The following is a 14,146-nucleotide window of genomic DNA, read 5'->3' as shown; positions in this document are numbered from 1 at the left end:
TTTGTCGGACGTCAGCCATGCGCTGTTGTGGGAAAACAAGGGGAGACGATGAGTGACGACCGCAAGACAATCGTTCCGGTGTGGACGCTGGCAACCGGTGACGTCCGGGTGCCAGGGTTGACCGCGGGCGAGTCGATGACGGCCGAGCGCCTGACGGAACTGCGCGGAGTGCTGGCCGTCCTGGCCGACGAGCCGATCGTCACCCTTGAGGCACATCCGCTGCCCGCCAAGATCGACCGCGCCAGGGGCCTCCCGCTCGACGCCGCGAGTCCCCTGGCGCAGCACCTGTCACAGTTCATCACGCAATCGACGCGAAGTTCTCTCACGGCGGCCAGAGCGACCGCTTCCGGCGAGATTCTGTACCGCATGGTGGTCCCGGCGAAGGTCGCCGCCCAGCTCGGGCAGGGCCTCGTCCCGATGGTGGCGAAGGGGGCGGCCGGTGGCATACGCGGCGCACTCGTGGACTCAACAGGGCGCATCGCCGCCAATGCGACGTTCGTGCCGGTCGGTAAAGCGGCAGCAGCGGGCGCGGTCGGTGGAGCCGGTGCGACCGTCGGCGTCGCGGCCGCCGGCGGTACGGTGCTCACCGTGGCCGCTCCACTCGTGCTCATGGCCGTGGCGGTGGGGGTGAGCGCGCACGCCGACCACAAGCGCCAGCAGGCCATCGAACACATCACGGAGCTCCTGGAGCAACTGCACGAGGAGAAGCTCGACGACGAGCACAGCGAACTCGACGGCTGCCGCGACGCCATCGATAAAGCCACTGCCATTCTGCTCGACCAGGGCAAGCTCGGTGTCTCGCTGGGACTCGACTCGGCGGTGCATGCCATCAACACGGCGCTGGGCAAAGCCGACCGCCGCCTTGCCCGATGGCAGAGCGCGCTTGACAGCCTGCCCGAGGGCGAGGCCGTCGAACTCGACACGTTGACCAAGTCGTTCCCCGGCATCGACGACCATGGCGGCACGTTCCGCACCCACCTCGAACTCGCTTCCCTGGCTATCGCGCTGAAGCGGCGGGTCGTCATCCTCCAGGCCGTCGAGAACGCCCAGAGCGACCCCGGCAACCCGTTCAAGAACTTCACCCGCGCACTCAAGCGCGACCAGCAGCGCCTCGACGAAATGGAGTCGAGCATCGCCAGTGTCCTGGTGCGCCTGTCGACGCTGGAGCTGGCGGGCCCGAACGGTTTGCTCCCCGTCATCACGACCGGTGAAGTCGAACGCCTGATGCGCGCGGCATACCGGATTCACCAGCTGGGCGACGGCGTCACGGTCAACAGCCGCACGACAGACGTGGCGATTGAGATCGCCCGCAACAAGGACGGCTCGGTAGTCGTGTTCCCCGCGCTGCCCGCGCAGGCGTAGACGCGCTCGCACCGCCCGCGTTCGCGTCGCGGGCGATGGTGTGGCCCAGCCGCCTGTGCGACTGGGCCACCACGGGGGTTACGAACGTACGGTTCAGATGGTCTGGTCGGCGGCCAGCCCGACGAAACCGGCCCACGCGTCGGGGGTGACCGTCAGAACCGGTCCGGACCGGACCTTCGAGTCCCGGACGTGTATGCCGTCGACGGCGGCTGAGCGCACCGAGGGCGTACCGGCCGTGGGGACGCCCGCGGGCCTCCGTGACACCGGCCGCGGCCTGCTCCTGGCGGAGCACCTCGCCGCCCGCTGGGACTGGCACCCGCGCCCGGGTGGCCCCGGCAAGACGGTCTGGGCGGAGTACGTCCTGCCGGTGGGAGGTCGACCGGCCGCCGCGCCCAAGCCCTGTCGGACCGCGGCCGCTGGACGGCAGATCGACGCAGCGGTCACACTTGACCCCTGACCGTGGCCGTTCTTCACGCACACCGGGGGCAAGGTGCCGCAGGAGGCGATCTCCGACCGTTACGAACTCCTGGAGGAGCTTAGCCACGGCGGCATGGGCGACGTGTGGCGCGGCTACGACGCCGTGCTCGACCGGCCCGTCGCCGTCAAGCTCATCCGGCAGGAGTCGGTCACCTCCCCGCAGCTGGCCGAGGAGTTCGCCAAACGGTTCCGTCGCGAGGCCCGCATCACCGCGCGCATCCAGCACCCCGGCGTACCGCAGGTGTACGACGCGGTGCTCGACGCGTCGTACGAGCGGCTGTTCCTGGTGATGGAGCTCGTCGACGGAGTACCGCTGTCCGCCTACCTCGACCCCGGCCGGCCGCTGCCAGTCAGCTGGGCGGCTGCCGTCGCCGCGCAGGTCGCGACCGTACTGTCGTATGCGCACGACGTGCCGGTGATCCACCGGGACCTCAAGCCGGGCAACATCCTCGTCGCACGCGACGGCACCGTGAAGGTCCTCGACTTCGGGATCGCGGCGATTCTGCGCACCGACGTCACCAAGCTGACCGACACCGGCAGCCCCATCGGCACCCACCAGTACATGTCGCCGGAGCAGGTCCGCGGCGGACGCATCACCCCGCAGACCGACCTTTACGCGCTGGGCTGTGTGCTGCACGAACTCCTCAGCGGGCGCCTCGTGTTCGAGGCGGAGAGCGAGTACCTGCTGATGTACCAGCACGTCAACGCCGCCCCCACCCCGCTGAGACAGCTACGGCCCGACGTCCCCGAGGCGCTGGAGGAACTGGTCCTGCACCTGCTGCGCAAGGCGCCCGAGGCGCGGCCCGCCGACACGCAGGAGGTGTACGCGCGGCTGCTGCCGTTCCTCCCGCCGCCAGGCGGAGAACCCGGCACGGCCGATGCCGGGCCGGCCGGCGCACCCGACCCGACGGGCGTGTTCCGTCATCCTTTCGCGCCCCGCGCCCGCGCCCAGGCCCCCGCACCCGGCGCTTCGACGCCGGCAGCGGTCCTCCCGGGGGCCCAGCCGGTGCCCGTCCCCGACCGGCTGCGCGAGGACATCAAGGAGGCGTACGCCCACTCCGACGCCCTGCTGGAGGAGGAGCGGTTCGCGCAGGCCGCCGAGGTGCTCGGCGAGATCATCGAACCCGCGGCCCTCGCCCTCGGCGCCGAGAGCAAGCCGGTCCTGGCGCTGCGCCGCCAGCGCGCAGCGATACGCCTCCTCGGCGGCGACTACCGGGCCGCCCTGCCCGAGTTCGACGCCCTCACCGACGCGTACGCCCGCATCGCCGGACCCACCAGCGAGCAGGCCCGCGCCTGCCGCGCCCAAGCGGCCCGGTGCCGCGCCGAACTCGGCCAGGTCACCGACGCGCTCGCCGCGCTCCAAGGCGTGCTGAACGTCGTGCGGGCCGTCGACAGCGACGTGAGCGAGGAAGCCGTGGAGCTACGGCACAACATCGGGATGCTGCTGCTCGCCCAGGGCCGGGCCGTCGAAGCCCGGCAGGTCCTCGAACCGCTCCACGAGGACATGTGCATGGTGTTCGGCCCCGACGACGAGATGACCGTCGAGATTGCCGAGGCTCTCGCCGTGATCCGGCTCAGCCTCGACGGTTCGGCTTCCTGACCCAAGTCCTCCAGGAACGGCACGGAGAACCACCCTGTCCCACGGCCTCGGCCGGTGGTCCCGAACCACTCATCGTCCAAGGTCACGATACGTACGAGACCATATGGATTGTCAGGCTGCGCGGATACCCTGCCGGGTGTGCGTCATGACGGACCCGGTCGCCGCCCGGCAAGCGGCGTAAGCCGCAGAACGAGAGAGTCCGACAAGGCCGTGCGAACGCCGGGAGATGCCAGGGGCCCTCGGGGATGAGTGGCTTCACCCAGCGCAAGTGGCGTTGGCTCGGTGTCGGGGGCAGCGACGCCGTCGAATCCGTACTGGCCTGCTCACGGAACCGGTGGCCGTCGCCGGGATACCCGAGTCAACCCCCGAAGGACTTCCGGAGCCGACTACTAAGGAGCAGTCCGTGCCGATGCACAACAAGGTTCACCATGTCCGTCAAACGGGCGGACAAGTTCCGGAATCCGGCAGCAGAGTCCCGCTGGCACTCTTCGCGCTCTCGTCCCCGTGCAGGACCTGCCACCAGTTCCTCTTCCGGCTCCAGAGATCTGGCGGCCTCGTGTGCGAACGCTGCCGCAGGTTCGACCAGCTCTACTCCGCAACCGCTCGGCTTGAGCGGAAGATCGACGAGGCCTCCAGCCGCCGGCCCGCGCTTGCCTTGGCTGAACCCCCGCTCGCGGATGCCGAGGAGAAGGTCAAGCGCCTCAAGGCGCGCAAACTCCCCGCAAGTGCAACCCGCGAGCGGATCTTGGCGGGGCGCTTGGACAAAGAGCTCGCTGACGAGGCGCTGCGGCGTTATACGGCGCTATACGAGCGGGCGACCCGGAAGGCTCCCTGACGTTATGTGGCTCGGCGCCGCCAATTCCCTAAGGGGCCTCTGCAGAGCACGCGTAGACGGCCGAGGGCCCCGTCCGATGAGTGAGCGGAAATGTGCCCTTGCAGTGCAGCCCTTCAGGCCGCTTTCCCGGACCACGACGGCCATTGCGCCATGATGCGTCATGTCCACGACTGCCTCCCGGACGTCAGCGGCTGCCAATCTGGGTCGTTGTCAGTTCGGACCACGGTCCGTCCCGAGCGGTCGACGCGCATGAAAAGCAGAAGATCGCCGGTTCGACTCCGACCCCGCTAGGGTGCCGCGGGCAGGACCTGTGGTCGACGTAGACACGATTGCGGACGCATCCTGCGTGCGCGCGTGGATTCGCGCCGCGTTCCTGTGGTGGGCCAAGGATCAACTTGGAGGATTTGAGTGAGCGACACCCCAACGGACGCCACTGTGGACGACCTGCCGAAATTTCATGATTTCTTCACCCCCGCTCTAGCCGTCCTGGCGGCCGGGGAGACGATGCAGACGCGCGACATCATCGCTGAGGTCTCCGACCGGCTCGGGCTGACCTCCGAGCAGCGCAACCAGGTCATACCTAGCGGACAGCGGCGCCTCGACAATCGCGTGACGTGGGCGTTGAGCTACCTGTTCCACGCCGAGGCCGTACGGAAGCCCCGCCGTGGTCTGTTCGAGATCACGGAACGGGGACTCAAGTTGGCCCAGGTGCATCCGGATGGGTTCGGCCTAGATGTACTGCGGCAGTTTGAAGAGTTCCGTGCTTTCCAGGCACGATCCAAAGGATCCGTAGGGGCGCAGGCCGACGGCCCCACCGGCGCCGATGACACCAGTGATCAAACACCTTTCGAGCAGATCAGCGCCGCAGTCGAACAGCTTGATGCCGACGTCGCCACCGAACTGGTGCAGCGTCTTCACGCCGCCCCGCCTGAGTTCCTGGAGAAGGCGGTCCTGCGCCTGCTAGTCGCCATGGGCTATGGCGGCAGTGACGAGGCAGCCGTCCACCTGGGCGGTCCTGGGGACGGTGGGTTCGACGGAGTCATTAATCAGGACCCCCTTGGTATCGGCCGCATCTATATTCAGGCCAAGCGGTACAAGGCAGACAACGCCATCGGCAGGCCGGACGTGCAGGCGTTCCTAGGCGCGCTACACCACGCCGGCGCGGCTGGCGGCGTCTTCATCACCACCAGTCGGTTCACGCCTGACGCCGTCGCCTTCGCCCGGTCCATCACCCCACGCGTCATCCTCATCGATGGCCCACGTCTCGGACGGCTCATGGTCACCCACGGAATCGGGGTACAGGAGCGGCAGACCTTTCGAGTAGTGGAGACTGACGAAGACTTCTTCGAGACCGCATGATCGGTCTAGCTTGACCCGAGAGGTGTTCCACTGCCGGAGGTCGAGGTCCTCGGCGGACTGGGCGGTGAGCCGCGCCATCACCCACAGCTGCGTTTCGGGCAAATGCTGGCGCGGCTTGCCGGCCGCCGCTTCGATGATCGCCGTGTCGACGGGTGCCAGGATTTGGCCGCGGTACCAGTCCTTGATGGATACGAGCGTCACCGTTTCCCCGGCGTGTACCACCGTGGCTCGAGTCTGCACGTGACCCTCCACGCTCACACCGCCCCTCTGCGTGCGGCGTCGTGCGTTGGGGGCGCCGGAGGATCATGCACGCCATTCAGGCCGAGCGGTAGGGGTGTGACCGGCTCAGTCTTCCGTGGTGGAAGAAGCGCAGCCGTGGCGTAGGAGCAAGTCCAGCCCGGCGGGACTTGATCAGGGCTCTGCCGGGGGGCGCTCCGGGGGAGAGACCTGGATGATCAATCCAGGACCCGGGCGCATCCGACCAAGCCGGAACGGAAGGTCGGCCACGCCATGATGGCAGCGGACAGCGCCCTGCGTAAGTCCGCGTGCGAGCGCGCGCAACATACCGAGGCGTACACCACCTTCGGCGGACGCTACTGGATCCTCACCCGCCTGTGCACCGGGGGGTCGGGATACGACGGGCCGACCGGTCTCGGCACGCCAGGTGGACGTATGAGGCGCTGACGGCCGACGCAGGGTGGCTCAAGGTGCACCAGCTGGCACGCGAGGCACTCACCGAACTAATTAGCGCGCCCCTCTGGGAGTCGTCTTCCGCGTGTGGGCGCATGCATGATCCACGTCTTGCACCGCTGGTGGCACTTCACGGTCAGCGGTGTCGCGTCGGCCGTCCATGCTGGCGGCCGGGGCAGGAACGATTGGATGCCGCCTTGCCGCTGCGGGTCGGGCCAGTACCAGCCGAACCGTGCTCCGGGTGGGTTGTCCCAGTAACGTCGGTACCAGCAGATTCCGGAGTGCCAGTGGAGGGCGAGTCCGATGGCGCACGCTGCTTCGTCGGTATTGCAGTCGTAGCACAGCAGGCCGCGCACGAGGCCGGTGGTGTGGTCGTGGTCGATGACCTGGGGCGGCCTTGGGCATGTGGCGCATTGGCCTTCCTGGATTCCCCATAGGCGCCACCAGACGTACCAGCGTGGCACTTTGCCTGGGCGGGTCCAAGACTCCGGTATGGGGCCGTGCCAAGGCCGGGGGACTGTGTTGGGCCATAGCCGGTTGTTCTCCGGGCATCGCTCTGTCCGGGGGGCTACCGCCGGGTCCACTGGGGCGCCGACCCAGTCGGCGTATTTGGGCTTGCAGTGCGGGCAGTAGCGTCGCTCGCTGTCGTAGGCGGGGTGGTAGAGGCCCTGGCTGTCGAGGCGGATCTTGTCGGGCCACGCGATCGGCAGGGACGGCAGGGCGAACGGGCGACACCAGGTCGGGCCTTCGATTGGCCTTGGTCGCATCCGTGCGCCGCGGATTGAGCGCCTGATCTCGTTCAGTTTTGCGGCGAGTTGAGCGGGATTCGGCGCGGGTACGCGGAACGCCTCGGCCAGCAGTCGCGGTATTCCCTGTAGTGGCGGGGCGGTAGCGGACTGGGCGGGAGTAGTCATGGAGCCATCTTCTGTGGGTACGGGAGGGGGTGCACGGTCTCCGGGGCGCTGTGCCCGGCGCGGCGGTCGTTGTCAGTGCCGTACGCCATGCTGCTCTCTTCGCAAACGGAGGGGGCGCAGGGTGGATGAGACGGTGGCGGACCATCCAGAGCTTGCGGGGCAGTTGGCTATGGAGGCGGGCCCGGCGCATCTCGTGTCGTTGCGGCGCCGGGGGAAAGTGGCGTGGGTGTGCCCGCGGGGTGCGGATCACCGTTGGGAGGCGTCTCCGTACAACCGGGGCGTGTTGGGCCATGGTTGTCCGTATTGCGCGGGGAAGCGGCCGAGCGTCGACCGGAACCTTGCCGTGCTGCACCCGGCTGTCGCGGCGGAGCTCGATGTCGCGCTCAACGATGGGTTGCGGGCGGAGGAGCTGCTGCCGGGCAGTCACGTGCGCGTGTGGTGGCGCTGCGCTGCCGATCCCGGGCATGTGTGGCAGGCGGCGGTGCACACTCGCACGAAGACGAAGCCTCGGCCTGCGGGTTGTCCGTGGTGTTCTGGCAATCGGCACGACCCCGCGTTGCGTTCGCTGGCGGTGACGCACCCGCGGGTGGCAGCGGAGTTCGACGTCGACCGCAACGAGGGCCTTGATCCCGGGCAGGTCTCTTACGGCTCCAAGCGTGTGGTGTGGTGGCGTTGCTCGGCTGGCCCGGACCACCGGTGGCAGGCTGCCGTGTGCGCTCGGACCAGTGCGGCGAATCCAACCGGCTGCCCTTGCTGTTCCGGCTATCAGCTGTCGGTCACGAACAGTCTGGCCGCGCGTCACCCGGAACTCGCGGCGCAGCTCGATCGGGCGCTCAACGACGGGTTGACGCCCGAGGGAGTCCTCGCCGGGACGCGCCGGGTCGTCACCTGGCGTTGTCCGAAGGGCCCCGATCATGTCTGGGCTTCTCCTGTGGTGCATCGCACGGCCACAGGTAACGGCTGCCCCTTCTGCGCGGGCCGGCGCGTGTCGGACACCAACCGTCTCTCCCTGTATTCAGACGTCGCAGCCCAGTTCGACCTGGACCGCAACGCTCCGCTGACCCCGCACGCAATCTGCAGCCGGTCACGGACCAAGGTGTGGTGGGCATGCGCCAAGGGACCTGATCACCGGTGGCAGGCCACGCCGTCCGTCCGTACTGACTCCGGCAGCCCGACCAGCTGTCCCTACTGCGTCGGTCATCTGGTCTCGGTCACCAACGCGCTCGCGACCCGCGCCCCCGATGTTGCCGTCGAACTCGACCCGAGCCTCAACGACGGCCTCACACCGTGGCAGGTCACCGTGTCAAGCAGCCGCAACATCACCTGGCGCTGCCGTCAAAACCCTCTACACATCTGGACCATCTGCTGCTCGGCCCGGACCGGTCCATTGCGCTCCGGCTGCCCCCACTGCCGTCTTTCTCGCATGTCCCGCCCGCAACTCGCGCTCGGCTTCGAACTCCAGTCCCTGCTCCCAAGCACTCAGGCAGCTGGCGCCAAGCTGACTGCGGGTGGCAGACGCTGGGAGGTCGACATTCTGATTCCCGAGCACCGTGTGGTCGTCGAGTTTGATGGCCGCTACTGGCACTCCCGGCCCGGTTCCGAGGCCCGCGACAGGCGCAAGTCTGACGCTATTCGCGCTGCTGGGTACACGCTCATCCGGGTCCGCGAGGACCCGCTGCCCGTGCTCCATCCTCACGACGTAAGTGGGCCAGCGGGTGATACGAAAGCGGCAGTTGTCGCGGTCCTGAACCGCATCATCGAGATCACCGGCCAGCCCAATCCGGCGGCTGCCGCCTATGCAGCGACCCCCGGCCTGCTCGCAGAAGCAGCCTTTCACGCCCACGTGGATGCCGCCCTGCGAGACGACAGAGCAGACACGCTGTGGTAGTGGTCGGGATGCGTGTTGCCGCCCGCCCCGATAGGGGCCGGCGTCGTTGTCTCGGATGGGCGAGCAGGACAGCACACCCGGTCGGGCTCATGTAGAGGACGAGGCATCCGGTTTGGCGTCGCGGTCGCGGGCAGCCTGCCGCTCCCGGCGCTGGGCCCACACACCGGTGCTGGGCTTGTCCTGTGCCTCCCAGTCGGGTTCCGGTCCGGGATCCTTAGCGGGGACCTTCGTCACTTCCAGTCCGGCCGCCCGCCCGCAGGTGAACCGCCCCGGTGGGTGCCCTGCCCGCACGCCTGCGGCTACGTCGGCGCGCCGGAGATCCGTCCGAGCATCCTGTACGGACTGATCCCGCAGATCAGCCCCACCGCCACGCCGGCCGACCGCGCCCACTGACCCGCCAGGAAGGACACCCATGCCGTTCATCCCGCCGGGAGACGACGGACGTACAGTCGGGCACATGGACGAGCAGCCAGCACGCATCAGCCCCGACACGGACCGCACCGCAGCGGCGCTCGTCCTCGGCTGCTCCCCGAACCAGGTCGGCTACTGCACACGCTGCCACCAGGGCCTCACGGCCCGCTACGGGTTCAATGCCCAGGTCGTATGTCCCCACTGCCAGGCGACCGACCCCAATACCGCACAGGCCGGGCGGTAGGCACCCAACAGCGGATCATCATTGTCAACGAGGGGATGAAGTCGTGAAGTACATCGCAAGCCTTAAGCACCCCGACACCACGGGGCCGATCGAGCTCGAGGTCGAAGCCGAGTATCTCTCCGACGCGGAGAACAAGGCGGACGAGCTGTTCGAGTCCAAGTTCCACGCAGTGACGTTCGGCATGGAGATCACGGTGAGGAGGGCGGAGGGATGAAGCAGGTCGAAGCGAAGGCGTACGGCTACGAGGGGAACCAGTACCGCTACTGGGTATCTGAGCCCGGCGGTGAGCGGTTCGGCGTCCTGAGGGACAGCAGTGCTGACCCCGACAGGCGTTACTCGTTGCGCTAGCCTGTCCTCTGCGGCCCAGGAAGCGCGGCCGCCCAGACGGCAAAGAGGCCCTACCCGCAAGCGGGGTAGGGCCTCTTTGCCTTGGAAAGGCACTCCGATGCCCCCCTGATCTGGCGCTCGGCTGACCTGCGGCGACCGCCCGGCGCCCCGCCGCCGGCGCCGCGGGGCGGGTCTCCTGGGAACGCTCTGGGAACGGAAGGGGGGAGAAAGGCCGGGAATGATCACCAAGGCCCGGTACGGCAAAGGGCCTCTGGCCTGCGAAGACAGGGAAAACGGGGGCAAGATCAAAGAACATGATGGCACGTCTGGCCGGACTTTTAATCCATTGGTTGTGGGTTCGAGTCCCACAGGGCCTACGGCTGGTAGGTGGGGGATATGGCCCCTGACCTGCTACGCAGCGTCCGGGTCGGCTTCGGCCGGCTCGGGCGCTGCTTCGTTTTCGGGGCCTTGCGTGAGCGGATGCGGCCGTGGCCTGCGGATCGCCTGTGGCTTGGGCGGACGGTTCGGCAACTGCCGGACGAGACCGTCGGACGAGTCCGGCCTCCTTTTCGGTGCTCAGGCCCAGGACCGGGTCCCCACGGCTTTTGTCGATACCACTGCCAGCGCCCTGCACCGCTGCCTCGGCGATGGTTCTCAGGTGTCACTCGACGGCGGTGTCTCTGGGGCACTCCGGCGCGTGCCGAGCAGCGTGGCGATCGGGAGGGCTGCCGCGAGACCGCTGAGGAGGATCGCGGCGAGCGCGCCGAGGACGGCGGGCTGGTCGGCGAAGGCGAGGCCGATGGCGGCCAGGGCGGGACCGGCGTTGCGCACCGATGTGACGCCTCCCATGGTGGTGCGGCGTGCCGTCGTGCCGGTGGCCAGCAGTGTTCCCACGGTGAAGGCGAAGACGGCGAGCAGGAAGCCCGCGAGCAGGGCGAGTGAGCCGAAGAGGCCGACGACATCGTGCCAGCTGCCCAGCAGCATGCCCCCCAGCACGACGAGGAACGTGATGTCGGAGAGGGCTGCTGCCGTGGGGAGCCAGGACTGTGCGGTGGGTTCGGCGTAGCGGCGCAGGAGCAGGCCGATGGCGAACGGGACGAGTTGCAGGAGCGCCACGGTGCGCACCAGCGCGCCGACGTCGAGGGAGACCTTGGTACCGATGTCGGCGGCGGTGAGGACGGCGCTGGCGGTGGGTGCGAACGTGAGGCTGCCGATGGAAGCGAGCAGTACCTGCATCGCCGCGCCCGCGACGACGTCGCCCTGCTGCACGGTCGCCAGCTTCGCCCCGAAGGGGCCGCCCGGAGAAGAGGCGATCAGGACGAGGGCGACGAAGGAGGCCGAGGGGAGACTGAACAGCGCGGCGATGCCCCAGCCGAGCAGCGGGATGACCACCATGTTGGCGATCAGCACCAGCAACAGCAGGGGGACGTCGGCGAAGACGCCGCGCAGTGCCGGGACGGTGGCGCGCAGCCCGGCGGCGAACATGGTGGCCGCGATGAAGATGACGGTGACGGCGTTGAGGACGAGATGCAGTGTGGCCATGGTGCTTGCCCGCCCGTTCAGTCGTGGAGGTCCCCGAGCCAGCGCAGGGCGCTCAGGCTCGGCAGGAAGCAGTACTCGCCTCCTCGGGTGACGACGAACCGGGGCAGCGGGGCGAGGCGGCGCCTCACCGGTCTCCGGGGAATGGTGTAGCGGGTCTTCCCGTCCGCGGCTCCGACGACGGGGTCAGCCGTGTTGCCGGCCCCGAAGAAGACGCCGTCGTTCATCCACTCCGACTGGACGAACTCGAACTGCCGGCCCAGGTGGGCGCCGATGAACTCGAACATCAGACCGCGGTCCGCTCCATCGTCGTCCAGCACGCCTTCGGGCAGCGGCGGGCCGTAGACCGTGCCGCGCCGGATCATGCGGTGCAGCCGCACATCGCCGGCCACTGAGGCGTCGCGCGGGTTGGCCCGGCGGATGTGACAGCCGCCGGGAGTGGTGAATCCCGTCGGATCGTCCTGCTCGTAGAGGAAGGTGTTACGGCGGTGTGGGTCGACGCCGAGTGCCGGGTCGTCGTGCTCCGGAGCGAGGGCCAGAGGGGCACCGCTGCGCCAGCGGCCCATGATCTTCGCGGCGATCAGTTCCTCGTCCTGGGCGCCGGTGGAGTTGTCCCTCAGGTAGCGCCTGAACTCGGCGACGTTCTGGTGGAGTTTACGGAAGGCCGCGTAGCTGCCGTTGCGCCCCAGCACGGTTGGCAGCGGCGTCTGGGCACCACCGAGCTCATCCGGGTAACCGAGGATGAACTCCCCGCTCTTCAAGGGCGCTTCCAGCGCATTGGACCCTGGAATGCCGCTGCCTTCGACAGCCGGATGGCTGACGCCGTCGAGGTAGCCGAAGTGTTCCTTCTCGGTGGGCAGGGCGTAGCAGTCCTGCCGCCAGATCGCCGTCACGCCGGGGAGGCAGGCGTAGGCGGGCCGGGCACGGTCGATGGCCGCCTCCAGGCGTGGGAGGTCGGGTGCGGTCGCCGTGATCACCACATGGACGTCGCGCGTGCCGAGTGGTGCCTCCCAGTGCTGTGGGCCGCTCGCTCCCTCGTCGAGCAGCGCTCGTGCGCGGGCCGCCATTCCCTGCCGGAACTCCCAGGCGAACGTGTCCAGCGATGAGCGCGGCACACCCAGTGCCTCCAGGCCCCAGTACGTGACGGCGACACTGACCCAAGTGTCCCCGAGGGGGCTGGAGGTGTCGGCGGCGGAGGTCGCCGCCGCGCTCGCCCGCCGCATCAACTCCCGCCCCTGAGAGCGGTCGTCGACGCGGAAGACCAGGTACGTCGCCGCGTACGGGGTCGGCCGTGGGCTGAGTGCCCCGCGCTGGATGTCGTCGAGTTCCAGTGTGACGTCCGTGGGTGCGCTCACGTCGGCCTCCCTGCGGCATCGCTACGTGACGAGGTTGCGCCAGAAATTCCGCAGACTGTCGTCGGCACCGAAGAGCGTGCTGAAGATCGTCGAGTCGGCCAGCAGCACGTCGGCCCCGCGGTCGTCGCCAGGGGGCATCCACAGGAACATGTTGAACTCGGTGTTCCCGTCCTCGGTGAACGGATGGGGCCGGGACGTGTCGATCGGCTGCCGGGCCAGCACGTGGATGGCCTTCGGCTCGTCGGTCGTCACCGCGTAGTGCGGCAGGTGCATGTGGAAGTTGAAGTTCGTGACCCCTCGCAGCCACCCCTTCTCGTCCAGATCCCTGATGATCGACAGAGGGGCGATCCGGTTGTCCTCACCGGTGGCGGGGCGCAGCCCGTACCGGTTGACGACCGGCACGCCCAGGCCCTTCATCACGTCCCTGACGTAGGTGGCGAACCGCTGCTGGCGAGGCACCAGCGGATCGCCGTGGTGGCGGTACTCCACCTCCCGTACGGACAGATCGTCCGACGCGCCGACGTCGTGATGGGGCCCCAGGACCAGCAGGGCGTCCTCCCGCGCGAGGAAGGACCGCAGCGCATCGATCTCCCCGGGCTGCGCCTCCTGCCGGGTGATCATGTGGTCCAGTCCGAAGACGAACAGGACGTCCGTGTCGTCGAGCACCCGCTCGTCGAGCGGGGTGTGGAAACCGGCCTGGTCGATGCGCTGGTACACCGGCACGGGATGCCCGGTCACCTCCGCGACGAAGTCCTGGAACGGCACCCAGGCCCAGAAGAACAGCTCCAGCGATCCCGCGATGCCCTGCTGGAAATGATGGGGATCCGACCACTTCGGGTCCTCGTAGGCCGGCCACGCCACCCGACGCACCTCGGTCATGGTGGAGAACCGGTTGTCCAGCTCGGCCGTGTTCCGGCCCGCCTCGGCCGGATAGCTCCACGAGACATAGATGCTCACGCGACGCCCGGCAGGGGTGTACTTCCGGGGAATGTGCCGCTGGTTGTAGATCCGCGCTGTTCTGGTCTCGCTCATCGCCCAGCTCCCAGCCTCAGAGCGTGGTGGTGAACCGCGCTGTAGCTCGATGATCTGCGGCTTTCGGGTGGTTGCGGTGTGGGGGTGGTCGGCCTGGGGCAGCCAGCGGGTGG

At 68.5% G+C, this 14,146-nt stretch carries 13 protein-coding genes; 8 read left to right on the top strand and 5 right to left on the bottom strand.

The annotated features are described in order from the left end of the window. The first annotated feature begins 48 nt into the window (after positions 1 to 48). A complete protein-coding gene (locus ACWD5Q_RS12520; RefSeq protein ID WP_451426969.1) occupies positions 49 to 1,362 on the top strand; it encodes a hypothetical protein in 1,314 nt (437 codons plus the stop codon). 93 nt (positions 1,363 to 1,455) lie between these two features. Here ACWD5Q_RS12520 and ACWD5Q_RS12515 read toward each other — a convergent pair whose 3' ends face one another. After that, positions 1,456 to 1,626 carry a DUF397 domain-containing protein gene (locus ACWD5Q_RS12515; protein WP_451426968.1) on the bottom strand — a complete coding sequence of 57 codons (171 nt, stop codon included), beginning with the start codon at positions 1,624 to 1,626 and terminating at the stop codon, positions 1,456 to 1,458. A gap of 226 nt (positions 1,627 to 1,852) precedes the next feature. Between ACWD5Q_RS12515 and ACWD5Q_RS12510 the strand changes: the two genes are divergently transcribed. The 3 genes from ACWD5Q_RS12510 (at position 1,853) to ACWD5Q_RS12500 (ending at position 5,633) form a co-directional block, all read left to right on the top strand. Further along, positions 1,853 to 3,439, top strand: coding sequence for a serine/threonine-protein kinase (locus ACWD5Q_RS12510; protein ID WP_451426967.1), 1,587 nt, complete (start codon positions 1,853 to 1,855; stop codon positions 3,437 to 3,439). Positions 3,440 to 3,842: 403 nt separating this feature from the next. After that, positions 3,843 to 4,274 carry a hypothetical protein gene (locus tag ACWD5Q_RS12505; protein ID WP_388975547.1) on the top strand — a complete coding sequence of 144 codons (432 nt, stop codon included), beginning with the start codon at positions 3,843 to 3,845 and terminating at the stop codon, positions 4,272 to 4,274. A gap of 408 nt (positions 4,275 to 4,682) precedes the next feature. Continuing rightward, complete coding sequence (locus ACWD5Q_RS12500; RefSeq protein WP_451426966.1) at positions 4,683 to 5,633, top strand: restriction endonuclease; 951 nt, start codon at positions 4,683 to 4,685, stop codon at positions 5,631 to 5,633. A gap of 740 nt (positions 5,634 to 6,373) precedes the next feature. Here ACWD5Q_RS12500 and ACWD5Q_RS12495 read toward each other — a convergent pair. Further along, positions 6,374 to 7,090, bottom strand: coding sequence for an endonuclease domain-containing protein (locus ACWD5Q_RS12495; RefSeq protein ID WP_451427062.1), 717 nt, complete (start codon positions 7,088 to 7,090; stop codon positions 6,374 to 6,376). 145 nt (positions 7,091 to 7,235) lie between these two features. Between ACWD5Q_RS12495 and ACWD5Q_RS12490 the strand changes: the two genes are divergently transcribed. The 4 genes from ACWD5Q_RS12490 (at position 7,236) to ACWD5Q_RS12475 (ending at position 10,128) form a co-directional block, all read left to right on the top strand. Further along, the gene (locus ACWD5Q_RS12490; protein WP_451426965.1) at positions 7,236 to 9,125 is read left to right on the top strand and encodes a zinc-ribbon domain-containing protein; all 1,890 of its coding nucleotides are present in this window, start codon (positions 7,236 to 7,238) and stop codon (positions 9,123 to 9,125) included. 457 nt (positions 9,126 to 9,582) lie between these two features. After that, entirely contained in the window at positions 9,583 to 9,780 is a 198-nt protein-coding gene (locus ACWD5Q_RS12485) for a hypothetical protein (protein WP_451426964.1), read from the top strand. Between the two features lie 43 nt (positions 9,781 to 9,823). Continuing rightward, positions 9,824 to 9,994, top strand: coding sequence for a hypothetical protein (locus ACWD5Q_RS12480; protein WP_451426963.1), 171 nt, complete (start codon positions 9,824 to 9,826; stop codon positions 9,992 to 9,994). Then, positions 9,991 to 10,128 (top strand): hypothetical protein, encoded by a 138-nt coding sequence (locus ACWD5Q_RS12475; protein ID WP_451426962.1) that lies wholly within the window; start codon positions 9,991 to 9,993, stop codon positions 10,126 to 10,128. Before ACWD5Q_RS12480 ends, ACWD5Q_RS12475 begins: the two co-directional genes overlap by 4 nt. Positions 10,129 to 10,761: 633 nt before the next feature. Here the strand turns inward: ACWD5Q_RS12475 and ACWD5Q_RS12470 are convergent. From ACWD5Q_RS12470 to ACWD5Q_RS12460, 3 genes are all read right to left on the bottom strand, one after another. After that, complete coding sequence (locus tag ACWD5Q_RS12470) at positions 10,762 to 11,649, bottom strand: hypothetical protein (protein WP_451426961.1); 888 nt, start codon at positions 11,647 to 11,649, stop codon at positions 10,762 to 10,764. A gap of 17 nt (positions 11,650 to 11,666) precedes the next feature. Then, complete coding sequence (locus ACWD5Q_RS12465; protein ID WP_451426960.1) at positions 11,667 to 13,001, bottom strand: Dyp-type peroxidase; 1,335 nt, start codon at positions 12,999 to 13,001, stop codon at positions 11,667 to 11,669. 21 nt (positions 13,002 to 13,022) lie between these two features. After that, positions 13,023 to 14,146, bottom strand: a 1,124-nt coding sequence (locus ACWD5Q_RS12460; protein ID WP_451426959.1) for a hypothetical protein, incomplete at its 5' end; no start/stop codon positions are given.

The organism is Streptomyces sp. NPDC002513 (assembly GCF_053595355.1).
Note: the sequence above shows the minus strand (reverse complement) of the source record. Positions and strands in the feature narration are given on the sequence as shown.

Excerpts from the sequence above, each read along its gene's own strand:
- ACWD5Q_RS12520 (WP_451426969.1), top strand. The coding sequence starts at position 49 with ATGAGTGACGACCGCAAGACAATCGTTCCGGTGTGGACGCTGGCAACC.
- ACWD5Q_RS12495 (WP_451427062.1), bottom strand. The coding sequence starts at position 7,090 with ATGCGACCAAGGCCAATCGAAGGCCCGACCTGGTGTCGCCCGTTCGCC.
- ACWD5Q_RS12490 (WP_451426965.1), top strand. The coding sequence starts at position 7,236 with ATGGAGCCATCTTCTGTGGGTACGGGAGGGGGTGCACGGTCTCCGGGG.
- ACWD5Q_RS12485 (WP_451426964.1), top strand. The coding sequence starts at position 9,583 with ATGGACGAGCAGCCAGCACGCATCAGCCCCGACACGGACCGCACCGCA.
- ACWD5Q_RS12475 (WP_451426962.1), top strand. The coding sequence starts at position 9,991 with ATGAAGCAGGTCGAAGCGAAGGCGTACGGCTACGAGGGGAACCAGTAC.
- ACWD5Q_RS12470 (WP_451426961.1), bottom strand. The coding sequence starts at position 11,649 with ATGGCCACACTGCATCTCGTCCTCAACGCCGTCACCGTCATCTTCATC.